Genomic DNA, 15,824 nt, shown 5'->3' on the forward strand with positions numbered 1-15,824 from the left:
GATGTTGCCACCGGAGAAGTGCTCTATGACGCGGGTGGTGATGACGCCATTGTGCCCGCCTCGACCCTGAAGCTCTTTACCGCCGTCAGTGCGCTAGAGCATCTCGACACCGATCACCGGTTTGTCACCTCTGCCGGCTACGACCCCGCGACCGGGGCGGTGCTGATCGGTGGGGGAGACGGCATGTTATCCACCGGTGAAAGTACCGGACGAACCATGGGTCATGCCGGTTTAGCCGATCTAGCACAAGAGACCTGGGACGCCATAGCAGACCAGATACCCGAGGGGCAGACCACGGTTGATGTCTGGGCCGATGTTTCTCGATACGCACAGCCGACCGTGCACCCGTCCTGGAACGAAGGGTTAATGACCTCCGGCTGGGTATCACCGGTCTACCCGATGAGCACCTACGGTGGGTTCATCTCGAATCCTTTCTACGACAAGACCGCACTCGAAGACGGTGCCGTCCATACCGGCGGAGCCTACGCGCAGCGGCTTACTGAACTAGCACAAGCCGACGGCTTAGAAATAGAATTTCAGTACGCTGGCCAACGAAACCAGCCCACAAACGTCGACCCGGTCGCCGAAGTGCGCTCAGCACGCCTGGGGCAACAACTCGAATACGCCATGAAGCAGTCCAACAATATGCTGTTTGAAATTTTCGGGCGCGAAGCAGCGATCGCAGCGGGCAACACCCCGGACTTTCAAGGCTCAACGAAAACCACAATAGACACTCTCCACGAGCTGGGAATTTCCACCGAACACCTCGAATTTATTGATAACAGCGGGCTTTCACCCAACAGTCGTGCCACGCTGAACTCTATGATCCAGCTCTACGACGTCGTGATCAGCGAAGAACACCTGCGCCCGATTGCGCATTCCTTAACGATCGCCGGCTACGACGGCACCATGCGCAACCGGCTGACCGAAGCACCCTATTCAGGTATCGTCCGGTCCAAGACCGGCACCCTGGAGGTCGCCAGTTCCAACGCAGGACTGACCGTCACCGCGGATGGTCGAGCGCTCTGGTTTGCCGTCAATACGTCCGGCGCAGGTGAGGACTACGCAGGGGCGCGTGCCGAACAGGACCGCCTCACCCAGGTGCTCACCGATTGTGGATGTAGCGGTGAGTAACCCACGACGTCATTGGTAAAAACGTTTCAACGTGATGGGATAGACCTATGCAAATTTTTAGTCAGAATGTAGCCGCTTCTACCGGACGGAACCTGGTACCCCCTGGCCCCCGCGTCCCGGCCACCGATGCCATCGTCGAAGCGGAAGGCCTCCGCGCCGCCGCGTTTGCCGCCGCCGAACACGTCGCTGAGCTAAGTGAACTCTCGGCAGTGCAGCACTGGGACGCGACAACGATCGCCAACGACGTCGATATTCTGGTGGTCGATCGGCCCGGCTGGATTAACGGTAATGCGGGTTCGTTGCAGGTGATGCTCGAACCGGCCTTTCGACAACTCGAACAGCAGAACCCCGAGCTGGTGAAAAGCATTGGTTCCGGTGCGACAGCAGCATTTTCTGGAGCCCAGGTTGGCTCCGTGCTGGCATTCCTGTCAACCAAGGTGCTGGGGCAGTTTGAACCATATGCCGCACAAGCTGGCGGTGGGAACCCGCGCTTGATGCTTGTCGCCCCGAATGTGATGATGATTCGTGACGAACTTCATCTTGATGCAGAAGACTTCCGATTCTGGGTGAGCCTGCACGAACTAACCCACGTGGCCCAGTTTGCCCAGGCTCCGTGGTTGGCCGAACATATTCTCAGCATCGCCACCGAGTACCTAACAACAAACTTGCTGCCGGTTGCCGAAAGCGATCTCAGCGACGACGAGAAAAAAGAGCGCACCAGCGCCCTGGAAGCCCAAATCACCGGGATCATGTCCCTGCTTGAAGGTCATGCCAACGTCATCATGGACGCCGTGGATCCGAGCATGGTGCCCAGCGTAAAAGTCATTCGTGAACGCTTCGACGCCCGTTCGTCGAAAGTTAAATGGTTCGGCCAGATCTTGCGTAAGATCTTTGGCTTAGATGCCAAAGCGAAACAGTATAAGCAAGGACAGGCCTTCGTCTCGGCAGTCGTCGAACGCGTCGGAATGGAACAGTTCAACGTGGTGTGGCAGCAACCAGAACATCTACCGACAGCTGACGAACTTCACGACGCCGATGGCTGGATTACCCGTGTGCTGGGCTAACGAGTACTGAGCACCAACACATGGTTTCGGCATACTCACACGTTCAACTGCCCAAAGGCCCCGAGGCATGGCCGCCATCTGCTGCTTGGCCTGCTGCCATGCATGCCGGCGTCGGGAAACTCAAAGCCCTGGCTCAACGCTGGGGCCTCGAACCTGGTGCGTCGCCGATCCTAGTGGCGGTCTCCGGAGGCGCGGATTCATTGGCGTTAGCGGCGGCGGCTGCCGAAACACAGCGGGTGACCGGTCTCAGTTTTGGGGCCGTCATCTTGGACCATAAGCTTCAAAACGTCACGGCCGAAGTTACACAGCGGGCCGCACAGATCTGCAAAGCATTCGGTTTAGCCCCGGTGCTGACTGATGCGTTACAGGTGACAGAACAAGGTGACGGCCTGGAGGCAGCTGCTCGTAAGGCCCGCTATGATGCTTTCGTGCGCATGACAGACACCACTCATGCCGCAGGGGTGGTAACTGCACACACCGCCGATGATCAAGCCGAGCAGGTGCTTTTAGGCCTGGCAAGAGGATCCGGATTACGTTCACTTGCTGGGATCAGAGAGTTTCGTGAGCATGCTTTGGCCGGTTACAAGCCCATCAATATAGGCCGTCCGTTTTTGGAGCTGACACGAAACGATACCGAGACTATCTGTGGGTGGGCCGGCATACAGTATTTTCAGGATCCGATGAATGATGACCCTTCTATATCGCGGATTCGAGTGCGCCAGCATCTCCTGCCTGTTTTAACCGATCCAAGAACGGGTTTGGGCCCCGGAGTGTTTTCCGGTTTGGTCACCACTGCAGCGCTTGCCGCTGATGACATGGACGTGCTTGAGGAATTCGCTGCAGAAACTTATTGTGCGCTCGCAGTCGAGGAAACGACACAAATTCATTTCCCACTTCGTGAATTGCAAGTTCTAAAACCGGCGATTTTACGCAGGGTTGTGGCACTTGCCGTCCAACATTTCGATGCACCGCAACCTTCTGCTGAGCGCTTGGCCGCCATCCAGAACCTTGTCTTTCCGCCGATCGGACGGGCTTCGTCGGCCGGTCCAGTCCAGATAGAAGGACATGTGAGCGTGTATCGAGAAAAAGTGACCCAAGAATATGCAAAACTGTTAGTTATTCGCTCAGACTCGAGCGACTAATCTGACACTACGAGGAGTGACCATGAAGGCCGAAGACGTTTCAGGCGATTTAGAGTCGGTGCTACTCAACCGCGAAGAAATTGATGGCATCGTTCAAGACCTGGCTGTCAGAATTGACCGCGATTATGAGGGCAAGGACGTTTTGCTCGTAGGCGTGCTCAAGGGCGCACTGATGATTATGGCCGATCTCTCGCGGGCTATGAAATCGCAAGTCACCATAGATTTTATGGCGGTATCTTCCTACGGGTCCGGAACAAAATCCTCCGGCGTAGTGCGGATCTTGAAGGACCTCGAAGAAGATCTGATGGATCGTCACGTGTTGATCGTGGAGGATATCGTCGATTCCGGTCTGACACTCTCCTGGCTGAAGACGAACTTGAAGTCTCGGGGCCCGGCATCCGTCGAGATTGTGACCCTCTTGCGTAAGCCAGATGCGCTGGCCGTAGATATCGACGTGAAATACATTGGCCGCGACATCCCGAATGAGTTCGTGGTGGGCTACGGGTTGGACTTCAACCAGAAATACCGCAACCTGGATATCTTGGGAACGCTGGCCCCACACGTCTACCAGTAGGGCCAATAAGAGTTTTTCCGGGGGACCTCCATTTCGGTCACGTCCCGGTGGCGTTACACCTGGACTGACATTTGCTGACCGCATCCCGTGTTCTGAGCCTGCTGTCCTAACATCCTCGGTGCATTAAGTTGCGCACCCAGGCAGCTTCTTGAGTATTGGGTTCCAGCAGGAATTCCGGGAACTGCTCATCGTTGAGCCGAACCAGGACTTCGGTTTGGTGGATGATGTCGTGATGGAACCGACACAGCATAACCGCATTCTCTAATGACGTAGCACCGTTATTTTGCCAGTGGATGATGTGGTGAATTTCCGAGTAAATGTGTGGCATATAGCAGCCGGGATAGGCGCATCCGCCGTCGCGTAAAATTACGGCACGTCGAATACTTGCTGGGAAGGCTCGCTGCGCTCGTCCCACATCCAAAGGCTCACTCTTAGAGCCCAAGACAGTGGGGATGATTGATGCGTTGCAAGACAGCTGCCGAAGCCTGGCCCAGTCCATGTCCACGGTGTCGTAATCGTAGAGTTCTGGAAAAGCTTTTCGTCCTTCAAGGAGTGCGGCAATTTCAGCCTGCACATTGGGGTCGTCGGAACCAAAATCAAGATACCGACCGGCGAGGTCCGCATATTGCAATCCAACGGTCACGCTGGGGGCAGCATTTACTAATTGTCCAAGCCCGGGGATAGTCACCCCGGAGGGTGTGCGATCCTCATGCGCATCGTTTTCGCGATGAGTGTGAGCATCGATGGATTCTTGAGCTTTTCCAGAAGGAAAACTTGTCAGGATGATTCCGGTTTCTAAAATATCGAGTAGAAAATGGGACCAACGCTGTGCAACGGTTCGGTTGTCATAGAGCATTGGGATCTCGTATTCTTCATCGGCCGGAGTGATCCGTTCTGATCCTGCGAGTCGTTTCGCGTTATCATCGTTTTTAGCGTCCTCGTTGATTCGAGATATCTGCGATCGCAGGTTATTTACCTGCTGCCGTAATCGTTCTAGAACATTTTTGTATTGCCATTTGGTGAGCACCCAGTCCAACCGAACATGATTGTCGCCCAGCGGTGTGACAAACCGCAAGCCTTCTTCATACTGGCGCTGTTTCGGCGTCAAACGGGTTCCTGGAGCGGTGAATTGACGGTTGGTGCCTCGTTTCACCCGATCAGCGAATCGACGGACCTCAGCAGGGGACGCGTTGAGCGCTTTGGCTAGAAATTCGCCTTCTTTGGTGGCGACCAGCTGATCGGCTTGAGCATCAGAGCCGCCGGCTCGTTTGGTTGCGGCACGGATCGAGCGGAGTCGGTCAATAATATAATTGGCGGAAGCCGGGTCCATGTTGCCGTCACTCATCGCCCGCTGAATTTTGGGTGCACGCATCTTCGAGGCACCGGGTCTTGTGGGGTTTGCGCCTGCGATACGTAGTCGTCGTTCAACCTCGTTCGAATCGATACCGTTGAGACGGGATTGGAAATCTTGGGCGTCTTTGAACGCATCTTTGCCTTTGTGCGCCAGCGTGGCGCTGCGGGCTTCCGGGGATTCGAACCATTCTTCAAGTTGTACGGCAAGCGAACATAAAAAATTGTAGTGTCGCCGATGGTTTTCTTCGGCAATTCGAGAAAGGTCGCCGAGCGAGAGCGAAGCATCCGGGTTGTTCGTCGGTTTGGTTTCCGAAGCGAGTTGTTTCTCGGTCACTTTGTCCAACCGTTGATTAATCAGAGATTGCATGGCAAGTAGCTCGCCGGTAGTCATGGCGTCCAGCTCGTCGCCGTATTGTCTGCGAAGCCGTTGAACAGCAGTCGCGTGGGCGGGGAATAACGTTTCAGTTTGGGAGTGACCGGTTTCGGGTAGTTGATTGTCGCGGGTCGGCTCATGGGGGACAGAGCTGGGAGTGGGACTCGACGTCGTCATAGGTACCTCCTTTCTTGTCACGAGTTTGGCCGAACCTGAACGGATCTGAGGCACTGTCGAACCAAAATGTGGAGAAGTGCTCAACGTGTGGAGAACTTTGCCGGCCGTGTTGTGCTTCCACCGATTGCGAAAGGAAATGAGACGTAGTCTTTTTCGGTTGACGAACCAGGTAGCTTAGAAGGGTGAAAGCCAAGAACATCTTTAAGGGACCGGTCATTTGGATCGTCCTCGCAGTTTTAGCGTTGCTCATCGTCGTGCCGGTACTGTCGGGTTCCTCGACAAACCGGGTGGATACCTCGGTGGGTATCGAACTGTTGGAGGACGACAAAGCGAGCCAAGCGCTGCTCGATGACAATGATCATCGGGTCGACCTGACATTGCGCGACGACTTCCAGCACGAAGATCGCAATCTGGGTACCCAGGTGCACTTCTTTTACTCAACTGACCGCGCTGAGGCTGTAACGAATCAGATTGCGGACTCGAATCTGGATGACTACACGGATGAGCCGGTGCAGTCGAACTGGCTGCTCTCCATGCTCGGTTTCCTGATTCCGTTTATTTTGATTGCTCTGTTGTTCTGGTTCTTGCTGTCCCGAATGCAGGGTGGCGGCAGTCAGATGATGAAGTTTGGTAAATCACAGGCCAAACTCATGTCCAAGGACACTCCGCAGGTCACCTTCGAAGATGTGGCTGGTTCGGACGAGGCCGTTGAAGAACTATATGAGATCAAAGAGTTTTTGACTGAACCGGAGAAATTCAAAGCCGTTGGTGCCAAGATCCCAACCGGTGTGCTGCTGTATGGCCCTCCGGGTACGGGTAAAACCCTGATCGCACGTGCACTGGCCGGTGAAGCAAGCGTGCCGTTCTACACTATTTCGGGTTCCGACTTTGTAGAGATGTTCGTTGGTGTCGGTGCTTCGCGTGTCCGCGACCTCTTCAACGAGGCCAAGAAGAATGCTCCGGCAATTATTTTTGTTGATGAAATCGACGCCGTTGGTCGTCACCGTGGCGCCGGCGTCGGTGGCGGGAATGACGAACGCGAACAAACACTGAACCAGCTACTGGTCGAGATGGATGGTTTTGATGAGAATTCCAATGTGATTCTTATTGCCGCAACCAACCGTCCCGATGTGCTGGATCCGGCGTTGCTGCGTCCGGGCCGTTTCGACCGGCAGGTGCCGGTCGAGGCCCCATCGCTTGAGGGCCGTTTGCAAATTTTGAAGGTCCACTCACAGGGCAAACCGCTGGTTGAAGATATCGACCTGTACGGATTAGCACAGCGCACACCAGGTTTCTCGGGCGCGGATTTGGCCAATGTGCTGAACGAGGCCGCACTGTTGACGGCGCGCTCGAATGCGCATCTGATCGACAACCGTGCCGTGGATGAAGCCGTTGACCGTGTGATGGCTGGCCCGCAGAAGAAGACCCGTTTGATGAATGATCACGAACGAAAAGTGACTGCGTATCACGAAGGCGGACACGCCCTTGTGGCCGCCGGGTTGAACCATTCATCACCGGTTTCGAAGGTTACGATTCTGCCGCGCGGTAGGGCCCTGGGCTACACGATGGTTGTTCCGGACGAGGATAAATACTCGGTGACCCGCAACGAACTGTTGGACCAGTTGGCCTATGCCCTGGGCGGCCGTGTGGCCGAAGAGATCGTCTTCCACGATCCATCAACTGGTGGTTCCAGTGACATAACCAAGGCGACTGACACCGCACGGAAAATGGTCACCGAATACGGCATGTCAGCGCGTGTAGGGACCGTGAAACTCGGTTCCGGTAATGATGAGCCGTTCCTGGGCCGCGACATGGGTGGTTCGGGCCGCGACTATTCTGATGAGTTGGCCTTCGTCGTAGATGAAGAAGTTCGCAAGCTGCTCGACGACGCGCATGCGGAAGCTTACTGGGTCTTGAATAAGAACCGGGACATCCTGGATCACTTGGCGTCGAAACTGCTGGAGCAGGAAACCTTGAATCGCCACGAGTTGGCGGATATTTTTGCCAACGTGCATAAGTACACTCCGCGTGACACATGGTTGTTCCATCAGGATCGTCCGGTTTCGGAACTTCCCGCGGTGGATATGCCTGAAGGCACTGCCACCGATAAGCGTGCGCACTCGGAGAATTCAACAGCTACCACCGACGACGTCCACAGTGACTCCCGCGGTGACGACCAGGAGAACTAAATGATGGACCAACCCAGAATCGAAGCGGCGGTTCGTGAGATTCTGTTAGCTGTGGGGGAAGATCCGGACCGTGATGGTCTTGTTGATACTCCCGCTCGGGTGGCCCGGGCGTATGGGGAGTTCTTTGCCGGACTCCACCATGATCCAGCCGATATCCTTGGCACAACGTTCGATATTTCACATGAGGAACTGGTGCTGGTCAAAGACATCGAGTTTTATTCGATGTGTGAGCACCACCTGGTCCCGTTCCACGGCAAAGCGCACATTGGTTACATTCCCTCAGAAGAGGGCAAAGTAACCGGGTTGTCGAAACTTGCCAGGCTCGTGGAACTGTATGCACGCCGTCCTCAGGTGCAAGAGCGGCTGAACACTCAGATTGTAGAAGCCATCATGAAGTACCTGAATCCGGCCGGTGCCATCGTGGTGTTATCTGCCGAACACATGTGTATGTCGATGCGTGGAGTGCAGAAACCGCACGCGAAAACCGTAACGTCTGCGGTACGCGGGCAGTTGCGTGAACCGTCCACGCGCAATGAGGCCATGAGTCTGATTCTTAACGCCGGGGTACACTAAGGCCGGCGGAGATAACCAAACAGGAAGGATTTCCCATGTCTATTGGCGCTGTCCCAGGAACCGGTCCGGCAACGGGCCCGCTTTCGGTCGTGCGGAAGGCTACTCGCAAAACGTTTGAGGATTTGCCAACCAATCGTACGTTGGTCATGGGCGTCCTGAACGTGACTGACAATTCGTTCTCGGATGGTGGCGAGCACTTCGACGCTGGCAAGGCGATTGATCACGGGCTGCGCATGCACTATGCGGGGGCCGATATTATCGACGTCGGTGGCGAGTCGACTGCGCCGGGCACCGAAGAAGTCAGTGTTGAAGACGAGAAGGCCCGTATTCTTCCGGTCGTCGAAGCACTTGTAAAAGCCGGGGTCTATGTGTCGGTCGATACCCGTCACACCGAGACCGCCCGCGCCGCCTTAGAATACGGCGAAGTGCTGATCAACGACGTCTCCGGTGTGAACCACGAGGCCGCGATGCCGCAGCTGATCGCTGAAACCGGTGCGCGCTACATCGTGATGCACAACCGCGGCAACTCCAAGAGCATGGACGGTTTGGCAGAATACGACAACCTGGTGACTGATGTCGTCGCCGAAACTCAGCAGGTTATCGACACATTCCTTGCTGCCGGCGTGAAAAAGGAGCACCTTATCGTGGACCCGGGGCTGGGATTCTCGAAAACTGCCGACCACAACTGGCAGCTGCTCAAGCACCTGACGGAATTTGAAAAACTTGGTTACCCAGTGCTGATTGGTGCATCCCGGAAACGTTTCCTGGGCACTCTGCTCGCGGAGCACAATGCCGAAGCGATGGAACCGCGCCAGCGCGACCACGCTACTGCGGCAATTACCGCACTGGTTGCGCAAGAAGGCGCATGGGCGGTGCGCGTGCACTCAGTAGTGTCGAATCTGGATGCCGTGAAAACCGTGGCCGCCCGCCAGGCCGCAGAATAGTCATTGCCATGGGGACCATCAGCTTGACCGGGCTACGAGCCCGCGGTTATCACGGGGTACTCGAACAGGAGCGTGCCGCCGGCCAAACCTTTCACGTCGATTTAGAACTCGACTTGGATATTGCCCAGGCGGCTGCCACCGATGACGTCGCAGCGACTGTGAACTATGCCGAAGTCGCCGCCGTGGTGGAGAATATCATCACGGGGCCACCGGTCAATCTGATCGAAACCCTGGCCGTGACCATGGCCGATAGTATTTTGACTGAATTTTCGCGGATCACGTCGGTGCGGGTCACCGTCAATAAACCCCAAGCCCCCATCCCGGCTGACTTTGCCAACGTTGCCGTGACGGTGTCGCGGGACCGTATTGCCGCAGGACGGTAACGATGCAAGATCTCGACCCGCAACTGGTGGCACAACCCGCCAAACCCGTGCGCTCGGTGATTGCACTGGGATCGAACCTCGGCGACTCAGCTAGCATTCTTGACGTCGCTGTCGAAGCGTTCCGGAAAGCACCGGACATTGAAATCGTTGCTGTATCACCGCGAGCCAAAACCGCACCCGTTGGGGGACCGGAGCAACCGGATTTCCTCAATCAGGTGCTCATTATTCAGACTTCTCGGAGTCCATACGGGCTGTTGGAATTTGGTCATAAGCTTGAGCAGGGTGCGGTCCGAGTTCGTGATGTGCGCTGGGGCCCGCGCACGCTGGACGTGGATCTCATTGATATTGACAACGTGACCTCGCAGCATCCGGTGTTGACGCTGCCACATCCTCGAGCCCACGAACGCGCTTTCGTGCTCACGCCGTGTCCTGGGCGGACCCAGGCGCCACGCTCAACGGGGTTCCTGTTGCAGAGTTAGCCGCACGGGCTGACGACGCAGCCACTGTGCACCTCGTGGAGGATAGCCGATGAGTTCGCTTCGTGTCGGCTGGATCCTGGTCGTGGTGCTGAGCACTGCGATACTTGGTTGGATCGGCGCTTTTTTTGCTGCAGAATCTGGTTGGCCTGCTCCTGTGCTGGGCTACTCTTCTGTCATCACTTTGGCCGCTGTCATCCTGCTGGAGCTTATTCTGGGCATCCGGGTGCTGAAGGATCGTCAACGCCCGGTGGCTGAGCGGCTGAATCCGGTTGCCGCAGCTCGTACCTTGGTCCTTGCTCAGGCTGGGACCTATGCCGGAGCCGCGATCGGTGGGTGGCACGCTGGCATGCTAGTACATCGGGTTCCACAAGCCGGCTTTGGCTCCGACATCGTGACCGAAGCCTCGGTTCAGGTGATCACGGCTCTGGTCCTGGTGATAGTTGGTTTTGTTGTGGAACAATGGTGCAGAATCCCACCGGAGGATACCGACGGCAACGGTGGCAATCACCAGAACCCACCGGGCGCTTCCGGAGTACAACCCACCGCGCGACAAGCAGATACTGACCGCTGGTCGCCACCACGGTAATCCAGGAGATGAGACTGCAGGCATGGACCACGAGAACCTTCCGTATCGGAGAGTTTCGCCTCGCCTGATTCCGTTGCGCCAAATCAATAATGCGATCGGCTTCGGGCTGTTCTTTCTGGTCCTTATCGTGACTGTTTTGGTTATCCAGTTCGCATCCCCACTCTTTTTGCTAAGCGGTACTGCGTATTTGCTCTATCTCTTACCGGTGGGCGTGCTTGTGTGGGGGATCGTACTGGCGTGCATTATTCCGCGCCAGGTCCGAGCCATGGGGTACCTAGAGAACCGTGATGACCTGGTGTTGCGGCGCGGTATCCTGTTCCGAAACCAAGTCGCCGTCCCGTACGGCCGTATTCAATACGTAGATATCCATCAGGGCCCGCTGCAGCGAGCCTTCGGTGTCACACAGATTTCCATCACAACGGCCGGTGGCGGTACCGCTTCCACGTTTGAGGGGTTGCCCATGGTTGAAGCTGAACGACTGCGCGACGAACTGACGCAACGGGGTTACGCTCGTCTGGCAGAATTGGCGGAATCATGAGTCAACCGGTGCCCCAACAGCACAACCCCGAGATTCCGTGGCGGCGTGTCCACCCGATCTCACCGTTTATCCGATCGTGGTCGGTCCTGCTGATATTTGGTTACCTGCTCACGAACCTCTCATTCCAGACACTTGGCGGTATCGTCGAAAGTTTCCGCCTATCGGTGGGGCAGGCTATTCTCATTTTTGTGGGGATCGTCGTGCTCGCACTGCTGGTGGCCGGCGCACTTTACACCATCGCGTGGCGGTTTTATCAGTTCCGGATCACTTCTGATGCCGTAGAACTGCATGCCGGCGTGATTTTCCGTCGTCGTCGGTACATGCGTTTAGACCGTCTACAGGCCGTGGACATTGACCGGCCGTTGTTTGCGCGCCTCTTTGGGCTGTCGAAACTATCGCTCCATGCAGCCGATGGCTCAGAAGCCACGCTGACGCTCGAGTATTTGAAGGCAACCGAGGCTGAGCAACTGCGCCGCGAGATCCTGTACTTGGCCTCTGGTGCGCAAGATGATCCGCAGCTCGACCCCACAGGTGATCCCACCGCTTCCGCTGATGGATCGTTTGACGGACCAGAAGCAGCCGCGTCCCAACAGAGCTCGGGACAAACGGCCGCACCCCAGTACCCGTACGCGGAGTATCTCGGCGCCTATATGCAGCACAATCCGCGCGGACTTACCGAGGCGGTGGGCCAACCGTCCGGAGTGATCCCGAAGCACACTGCGCCGGTGGAACACCCCCAGAACCCGCCGCGCGAATTGTTGACCATCCCGTTTTCTCGGGTTCTGGGGTCCGCTGCAGTTTCGGGCCTCGGGGCCGGTTTGGCGAGTGCCATCTGGGTGTTGATCGCCGGTGGCGTTGCCCTGTGGTTTGGCTATCAGAATGACGGGAGCACCGAACCACTTCCGTTCGTGATCGGTGGCGGCATCGGATTTCTTATCATTCTCGTGTTCATTACCGCCGTGACCGCATTTGCTCAAATCAACTCGAACTATAACTTCACGGCCAGAACCTCCGATTCCGGTGTGCGAGTCGTATCGGGCTTATTGTCGACGTCGTCGCACACCATCCCGCCGGGCCGCATCCAGGCGATCCAGATTTACCAACCCATCGCGTATCGGATCTTTGGGTGGTATCGCATTCATGTCACCGTGGCCGGCTACGGGTTGACCGATTCATCAACCACCGTATTACCGGTCGGCAAATTTAATGACGTGCTGATCATGCTGTCGGTGCTTGCCCCAGATGCTGGTGTTGATCAAGCTGACCGGCTCATCTATAACGCACTGAAGTATACTTCCGATGAAGACGGTTTCACCCACGTGCCGTCTCGCGCGCGTTTTTGGCAACCGGTGGCGGGCCGCCGTCACGGCTACACCACGACCCCCACACTGCTGCTGATTCGGTACGCTAAACTGCGCCGGATCCTAGCGATGATCCCGCACGAGCGCATCCAACAGTCCACGGTGCATCAGTCGCTTTCCGATAAACTTTGTGGAACCGTATCGGCCAACTTCAGCACACCGCCCGGGCCGGTGCGTGTGAATATTAGTAATCACGAACCAGCAGCATTGATCCAACTGTTTTTCCACGAAGCAGAAATCGCAGCACACGCTCGCCGTATAAAGGATAAGAACCAGTGGATGGCCGTTGAGGAACTCGAGAATTTCGAAAAGGCGGCCGTCAAGGCCAAATCTGCAGGAGGTGACCGAGCGTGAAAGAGTTTCCACAACATATTGACTTTCGGCCGGTCCGACGTGAGTTGACTACCTACCGTCAGATTCATAACGCCATCAGCATGGTGATCAATGTGGTGATCTTCGGCGGGGCAGCGGCGCTGGTCAGTTCCCTAACCGAACCGGGCTGGTGGCAGATACTGGTGTGGATTCCGGCGGCCTGGATCCTCATCCACCACGTCGCACGGATCTTTGTCATTCCGTATCAGGTGCGCATTCACGGCTGGGCCGAACAAAGCGAAGATCTGTTAGTGCGTTCTGGAGCCGTCTTCCGCCAGTATCTCGCGGTCCCGTACGGCCGTCTGCAATTTGTGGTTGTCAAACAGGGGCCCCTCCAACGAAAATTTGATCTCGCCGATTTGCGCATTATCACCGCCGGGTCCAACGCCCAGATCTCGGGTCTGCCCACCAGAGAGGCCACCCGCCTGCGCGACGACCTCTCGGCCCGCGGCTATGCTCGACTCGCTGGACTCTAAGGAAGATACCCATGAGCGTTGACGAACCACTGACCACCGGAGCGATCGGCCAACCCAACCGGCTCGGTATCGGCATTATCGGGGCAGGCCGTGTCGGCGCTGTCCTCGGGCTGGCACTGCAGCGTGCCGGCCACACCATTACTGCCGTTCACGCGGTATCCGATGCCTCGGTCACCCGAGCCGAAACCTTATTACCAGACGTACCGATTCTTGAGATCCCCGATATTCTGCGCCGTTCCGAGGCCGTGATTTTCGCGGTGCCGGACGACGTACTGGAACCCCTGGTTGCTGGACTGGCCGCGGCCAGTCACATCCAAACCGGGCACCTGCTTGTGCACACATCGGGACGTTACGGTACTTCGGTCATGAATTCGGTGCGTGAACACGGAGCCATTCCGGTGGCCATCCACCCGGCCATGACCTTTTCTGGACTGAGCCTGGACGTCGATCGGTTACAAAATACCGCCTTTGGGATCACCGCCGATGCGGTGGTTGCCCCGATCGCCGAGGCCCTCGTAGTGGAAATGGGCGGCATTCCAGTGACCATTCCCGAACACGCCCGGCCGACATATCACGCCGCGATGGCCCACGCCTCGAACCACTTGGTCACCCTGACAGCTCAGGCACAAGCGATGCTGGAGTCCGCCGGAATTGGCCAAGCGCCTAAATTGTTGGGCAACCTGATGACCGCCAGTCTCGAAAACGCCCTGACGAACGGCGACCAGGCGCTCACCGGGCCGGTGTCCCGCGGCGATGTCGGTACCGTGGCGAAACACTTAGAAACCCTGCAGGAACTCGACGATCCAGACCTGTATGAAACGTACCGGTCCATGGCCGTAGCTACCGCCCGCCGGGCAAATAGTGCAGGCTTCATCAACGACACCAAGCTTGAAGAGCTCTTACAATTTCTTGACGCCTAAATCCTGCTGGGCGCCCTGTGACCCGGCTTCGGATTAGACTATGTGTCGTGACACTCCAACAAGCTCAACTGGCAACCATAGCCACCGATGCCAAAACTCAGATCGCCGAGAAAGTCGCCGAACTCGTTGCCGCCGGTAACGCGTCACCGAAAGTTGGCCTGGTCCCAACCATGGGGGCCCTGCATGATGGACATGGCGCGCTGTTTGAACAAGCCCGTGCGGAAAACGATCTCGTGGTCGCATCGGTCTTCGTCAACCCGCTGCAATTTGACCGCGACGAGGACTACCAGCACTACCCGCGCGATCTTGAAGCGGATCTCGAACTGGTTACCCGTTATGGGGGAGACATCGTCTTCGCCCCCGATACGCAGCACATGTATCCCGGGTACCCGGATGCCCCGCAGATCCGAGTGTCTGCCGGCCAGATGGGCCGGATGTTCGAGGGGGCCTCGCGTCCCGGCCATTTTGACGGCGTCTGTACTGTCGTTGCCAAGCTGTGGAATATTCTTCTGCCACCGGCACCGGCCACGTTGCGCAGTTACTTTGGGCAAAAAGATGCGCAACAGTTGGCCATCGTCACCCGCCTGGCTGCAGACCTGAACATCGACGTCGACATTCGGCCGGTCGATTTGGTTCGAGCACCCTCGGGGCTGGCGCTGTCTTCGCGCAACGTCCGGCTGGATGACCACGGCATGGAAAAGGCTTTGGGCTTGTCCCAGGCGCTGCATTTTTTAGCCGATCAGGTGGCCAACGGTCAACGGCTCGATATTGAAGCCGCACGAGACATCATTCGGTCCCACGAACACGTCGAACTAGACTATCTGGAGATCGTTGATCCGGCCACCCTCACCCCGCTTTCGGGCCAGGTTCTTGCCACACCGTTGGAGCAAGAAGTTCTCGCCCTCGTAGCCGCCCGGGTGCCTCCGGTTCGGCTCATCGACAACATGTTGCTAGCGCCGTAGGCTACCAACTGGATACCGGCACCATTTTCTCAAGGAGACGCGTGACAGCCATACCTCAACCGACCCAGGACCTGTACCGACACGTTAATGGCGAATGGATGGAGCACAACACCATCCCCGCGGATCGCGGCACCTACGGCGCGTTTATGGAACTGCATGACCAGTCGGAAATCGCCGTCCACAACATTCTGCAAGATGCAGCCGGCCAGCTGTCGAAGAAACAG

At 56.9% G+C, this 15,824-nt stretch carries 17 protein-coding genes; 16 read left to right on the plus strand and 1 reads right to left on the minus strand.

The window, feature by feature from the left end:
- The 4 genes from L0H14_RS08880 to hpt form a co-directional block, all read left to right on the plus strand.
- Positions 1 to 1,134 (plus strand): D-alanyl-D-alanine carboxypeptidase/D-alanyl-D-alanine-endopeptidase (locus tag L0H14_RS08880; protein WP_301421687.1); only part of this gene is annotated, 1,134 nt, incomplete at its 5' end.
- A gap of 47 nt (positions 1,135 to 1,181) precedes the next feature.
- Positions 1,182 to 2,198, plus strand: a complete 1,017-nt coding sequence (locus tag L0H14_RS08885; RefSeq protein WP_301417654.1) for a zinc-dependent metalloprotease — start codon at positions 1,182 to 1,184, stop codon at positions 2,196 to 2,198.
- 20 nt (positions 2,199 to 2,218) lie between these two features.
- A complete protein-coding gene (gene tilS / locus L0H14_RS08890) occupies positions 2,219 to 3,340 on the plus strand; it encodes a tRNA lysidine(34) synthetase TilS (protein WP_301417652.1) in 1,122 nt (373 codons plus the stop codon).
- A gap of 22 nt (positions 3,341 to 3,362) precedes the next feature.
- Positions 3,363 to 3,914 carry a hypoxanthine phosphoribosyltransferase gene (hpt, locus tag L0H14_RS08895; RefSeq protein WP_301417649.1) on the plus strand — a complete coding sequence of 184 codons (552 nt, stop codon included), beginning with the start codon at positions 3,363 to 3,365 and terminating at the stop codon, positions 3,912 to 3,914.
- A gap of 106 nt (positions 3,915 to 4,020) precedes the next feature.
- Here hpt and L0H14_RS08900 read toward each other — a convergent pair whose 3' ends face one another.
- A complete protein-coding gene (locus tag L0H14_RS08900; RefSeq protein ID WP_301421688.1) occupies positions 4,021 to 5,817 on the minus strand; it encodes an HNH endonuclease signature motif containing protein in 1,797 nt (598 codons plus the stop codon).
- A 182-nt stretch (positions 5,818 to 5,999) separates the two neighbouring features.
- Here L0H14_RS08900 and ftsH point away from each other — a divergent pair, with 182 nt between their 5' ends.
- The 12 genes from ftsH to L0H14_RS08960 all read left to right on the plus strand — a co-directional run.
- Positions 6,000 to 8,006 carry an ATP-dependent zinc metalloprotease FtsH gene (ftsH, locus tag L0H14_RS08905; RefSeq protein WP_301417644.1) on the plus strand — a complete coding sequence of 669 codons (2,007 nt, stop codon included), beginning with the start codon at positions 6,000 to 6,002 and terminating at the stop codon, positions 8,004 to 8,006.
- A gap of 3 nt (positions 8,007 to 8,009) precedes the next feature.
- Positions 8,010 to 8,579, plus strand: a complete 570-nt coding sequence (gene folE, locus L0H14_RS08910; protein ID WP_301417693.1) for a GTP cyclohydrolase I FolE — start codon at positions 8,010 to 8,012, stop codon at positions 8,577 to 8,579.
- Between the two features lie 35 nt (positions 8,580 to 8,614).
- Complete coding sequence (gene folP / locus L0H14_RS08915) at positions 8,615 to 9,523, plus strand: dihydropteroate synthase (protein WP_301417642.1); 909 nt, start codon at positions 8,615 to 8,617, stop codon at positions 9,521 to 9,523.
- 8 nt (positions 9,524 to 9,531) lie between these two features.
- The gene (folB, locus tag L0H14_RS08920; protein ID WP_301417640.1) at positions 9,532 to 9,906 is read left to right on the plus strand and encodes a dihydroneopterin aldolase; all 375 of its coding nucleotides are present in this window, start codon (positions 9,532 to 9,534) and stop codon (positions 9,904 to 9,906) included.
- A 2-nt stretch (positions 9,907 to 9,908) separates the two neighbouring features.
- Complete coding sequence (gene folK, locus L0H14_RS08925; RefSeq protein ID WP_301421689.1) at positions 9,909 to 10,385, plus strand: 2-amino-4-hydroxy-6-hydroxymethyldihydropteridine diphosphokinase; 477 nt, start codon at positions 9,909 to 9,911, stop codon at positions 10,383 to 10,385.
- 49 nt (positions 10,386 to 10,434) lie between these two features.
- A complete protein-coding gene (locus L0H14_RS08930) occupies positions 10,435 to 10,971 on the plus strand; it encodes a DUF3180 domain-containing protein (protein WP_301417636.1) in 537 nt (178 codons plus the stop codon).
- Positions 10,883 to 11,509: a PH domain-containing protein gene (locus L0H14_RS08935; protein ID WP_301417634.1), complete on the plus strand. Its 627-nt coding sequence runs from the start codon at positions 10,883 to 10,885 to the stop codon at positions 11,507 to 11,509. The genes L0H14_RS08930 and L0H14_RS08935 overlap by 89 nt, the downstream gene beginning before the upstream one ends.
- The gene (locus L0H14_RS08940; RefSeq protein WP_301417632.1) at positions 11,506 to 13,224 is read left to right on the plus strand and encodes a PH domain-containing protein; all 1,719 of its coding nucleotides are present in this window, start codon (positions 11,506 to 11,508) and stop codon (positions 13,222 to 13,224) included. Before L0H14_RS08935 ends, L0H14_RS08940 begins: the two co-directional genes overlap by 4 nt.
- A complete protein-coding gene (locus L0H14_RS08945; RefSeq protein WP_301421690.1) occupies positions 13,221 to 13,718 on the plus strand; it encodes a PH domain-containing protein in 498 nt (165 codons plus the stop codon). Before L0H14_RS08940 ends, L0H14_RS08945 begins: the two co-directional genes overlap by 4 nt.
- Before the next feature lie 11 nt (positions 13,719 to 13,729).
- Positions 13,730 to 14,638 (plus strand): Rossmann-like and DUF2520 domain-containing protein, encoded by a 909-nt coding sequence (locus tag L0H14_RS08950; RefSeq protein ID WP_301421691.1) that lies wholly within the window; start codon positions 13,730 to 13,732, stop codon positions 14,636 to 14,638.
- A gap of 47 nt (positions 14,639 to 14,685) precedes the next feature.
- Positions 14,686 to 15,600, plus strand: coding sequence for a pantoate--beta-alanine ligase (gene panC / locus L0H14_RS08955; RefSeq protein WP_301421692.1), 915 nt, complete (start codon positions 14,686 to 14,688; stop codon positions 15,598 to 15,600).
- A 41-nt stretch (positions 15,601 to 15,641) separates the two neighbouring features.
- Positions 15,642 to 15,824, plus strand: a 183-nt coding sequence (locus L0H14_RS08960; protein WP_301421693.1) for a hypothetical protein, incomplete at its 3' end; no start/stop codon positions are given.

Source organism: Yaniella sp. (genome assembly GCF_030453185.1).
Taxonomy (GTDB): Bacteria; Actinomycetota; Actinomycetes; order Actinomycetales; family Micrococcaceae; genus Yaniella.

What these genes read in the sequence shown, in the direction of transcription:
- L0H14_RS08930 (WP_301417636.1), top strand. Translation starts at nt 10,435, where the DNA reads ATGAGTTCGCTTCGTGTCGGCTGGATCCTGGTCGTGGTGCTGAGCACT.
- folE (WP_301417693.1), top strand. Translation starts at nt 8,010, where the DNA reads ATGGACCAACCCAGAATCGAAGCGGCGGTTCGTGAGATTCTGTTAGCT.
- folK (WP_301421689.1), top strand. Translation starts at nt 9,909, where the DNA reads ATGCAAGATCTCGACCCGCAACTGGTGGCACAACCCGCCAAACCCGTG.
- folB (WP_301417640.1), top strand. Translation starts at nt 9,532, where the DNA reads ATGGGGACCATCAGCTTGACCGGGCTACGAGCCCGCGGTTATCACGGG.
- L0H14_RS08885 (WP_301417654.1), top strand. Translation starts at nt 1,182, where the DNA reads ATGCAAATTTTTAGTCAGAATGTAGCCGCTTCTACCGGACGGAACCTG.
- folP (WP_301417642.1), top strand. Translation starts at nt 8,615, where the DNA reads ATGTCTATTGGCGCTGTCCCAGGAACCGGTCCGGCAACGGGCCCGCTT.
- L0H14_RS08940 (WP_301417632.1), top strand. Translation starts at nt 11,506, where the DNA reads ATGAGTCAACCGGTGCCCCAACAGCACAACCCCGAGATTCCGTGGCGG.
- tilS (WP_301417652.1), top strand. Translation starts at nt 2,219, where the DNA reads ATGGTTTCGGCATACTCACACGTTCAACTGCCCAAAGGCCCCGAGGCA.
- L0H14_RS08900 (WP_301421688.1), bottom strand. Translation starts at nt 5,817, where the DNA reads ATGACGACGTCGAGTCCCACTCCCAGCTCTGTCCCCCATGAGCCGACC.
- L0H14_RS08950 (WP_301421691.1), top strand. Translation starts at nt 13,730, where the DNA reads ATGAGCGTTGACGAACCACTGACCACCGGAGCGATCGGCCAACCCAAC.
- hpt (WP_301417649.1), top strand. Translation starts at nt 3,363, where the DNA reads ATGAAGGCCGAAGACGTTTCAGGCGATTTAGAGTCGGTGCTACTCAAC.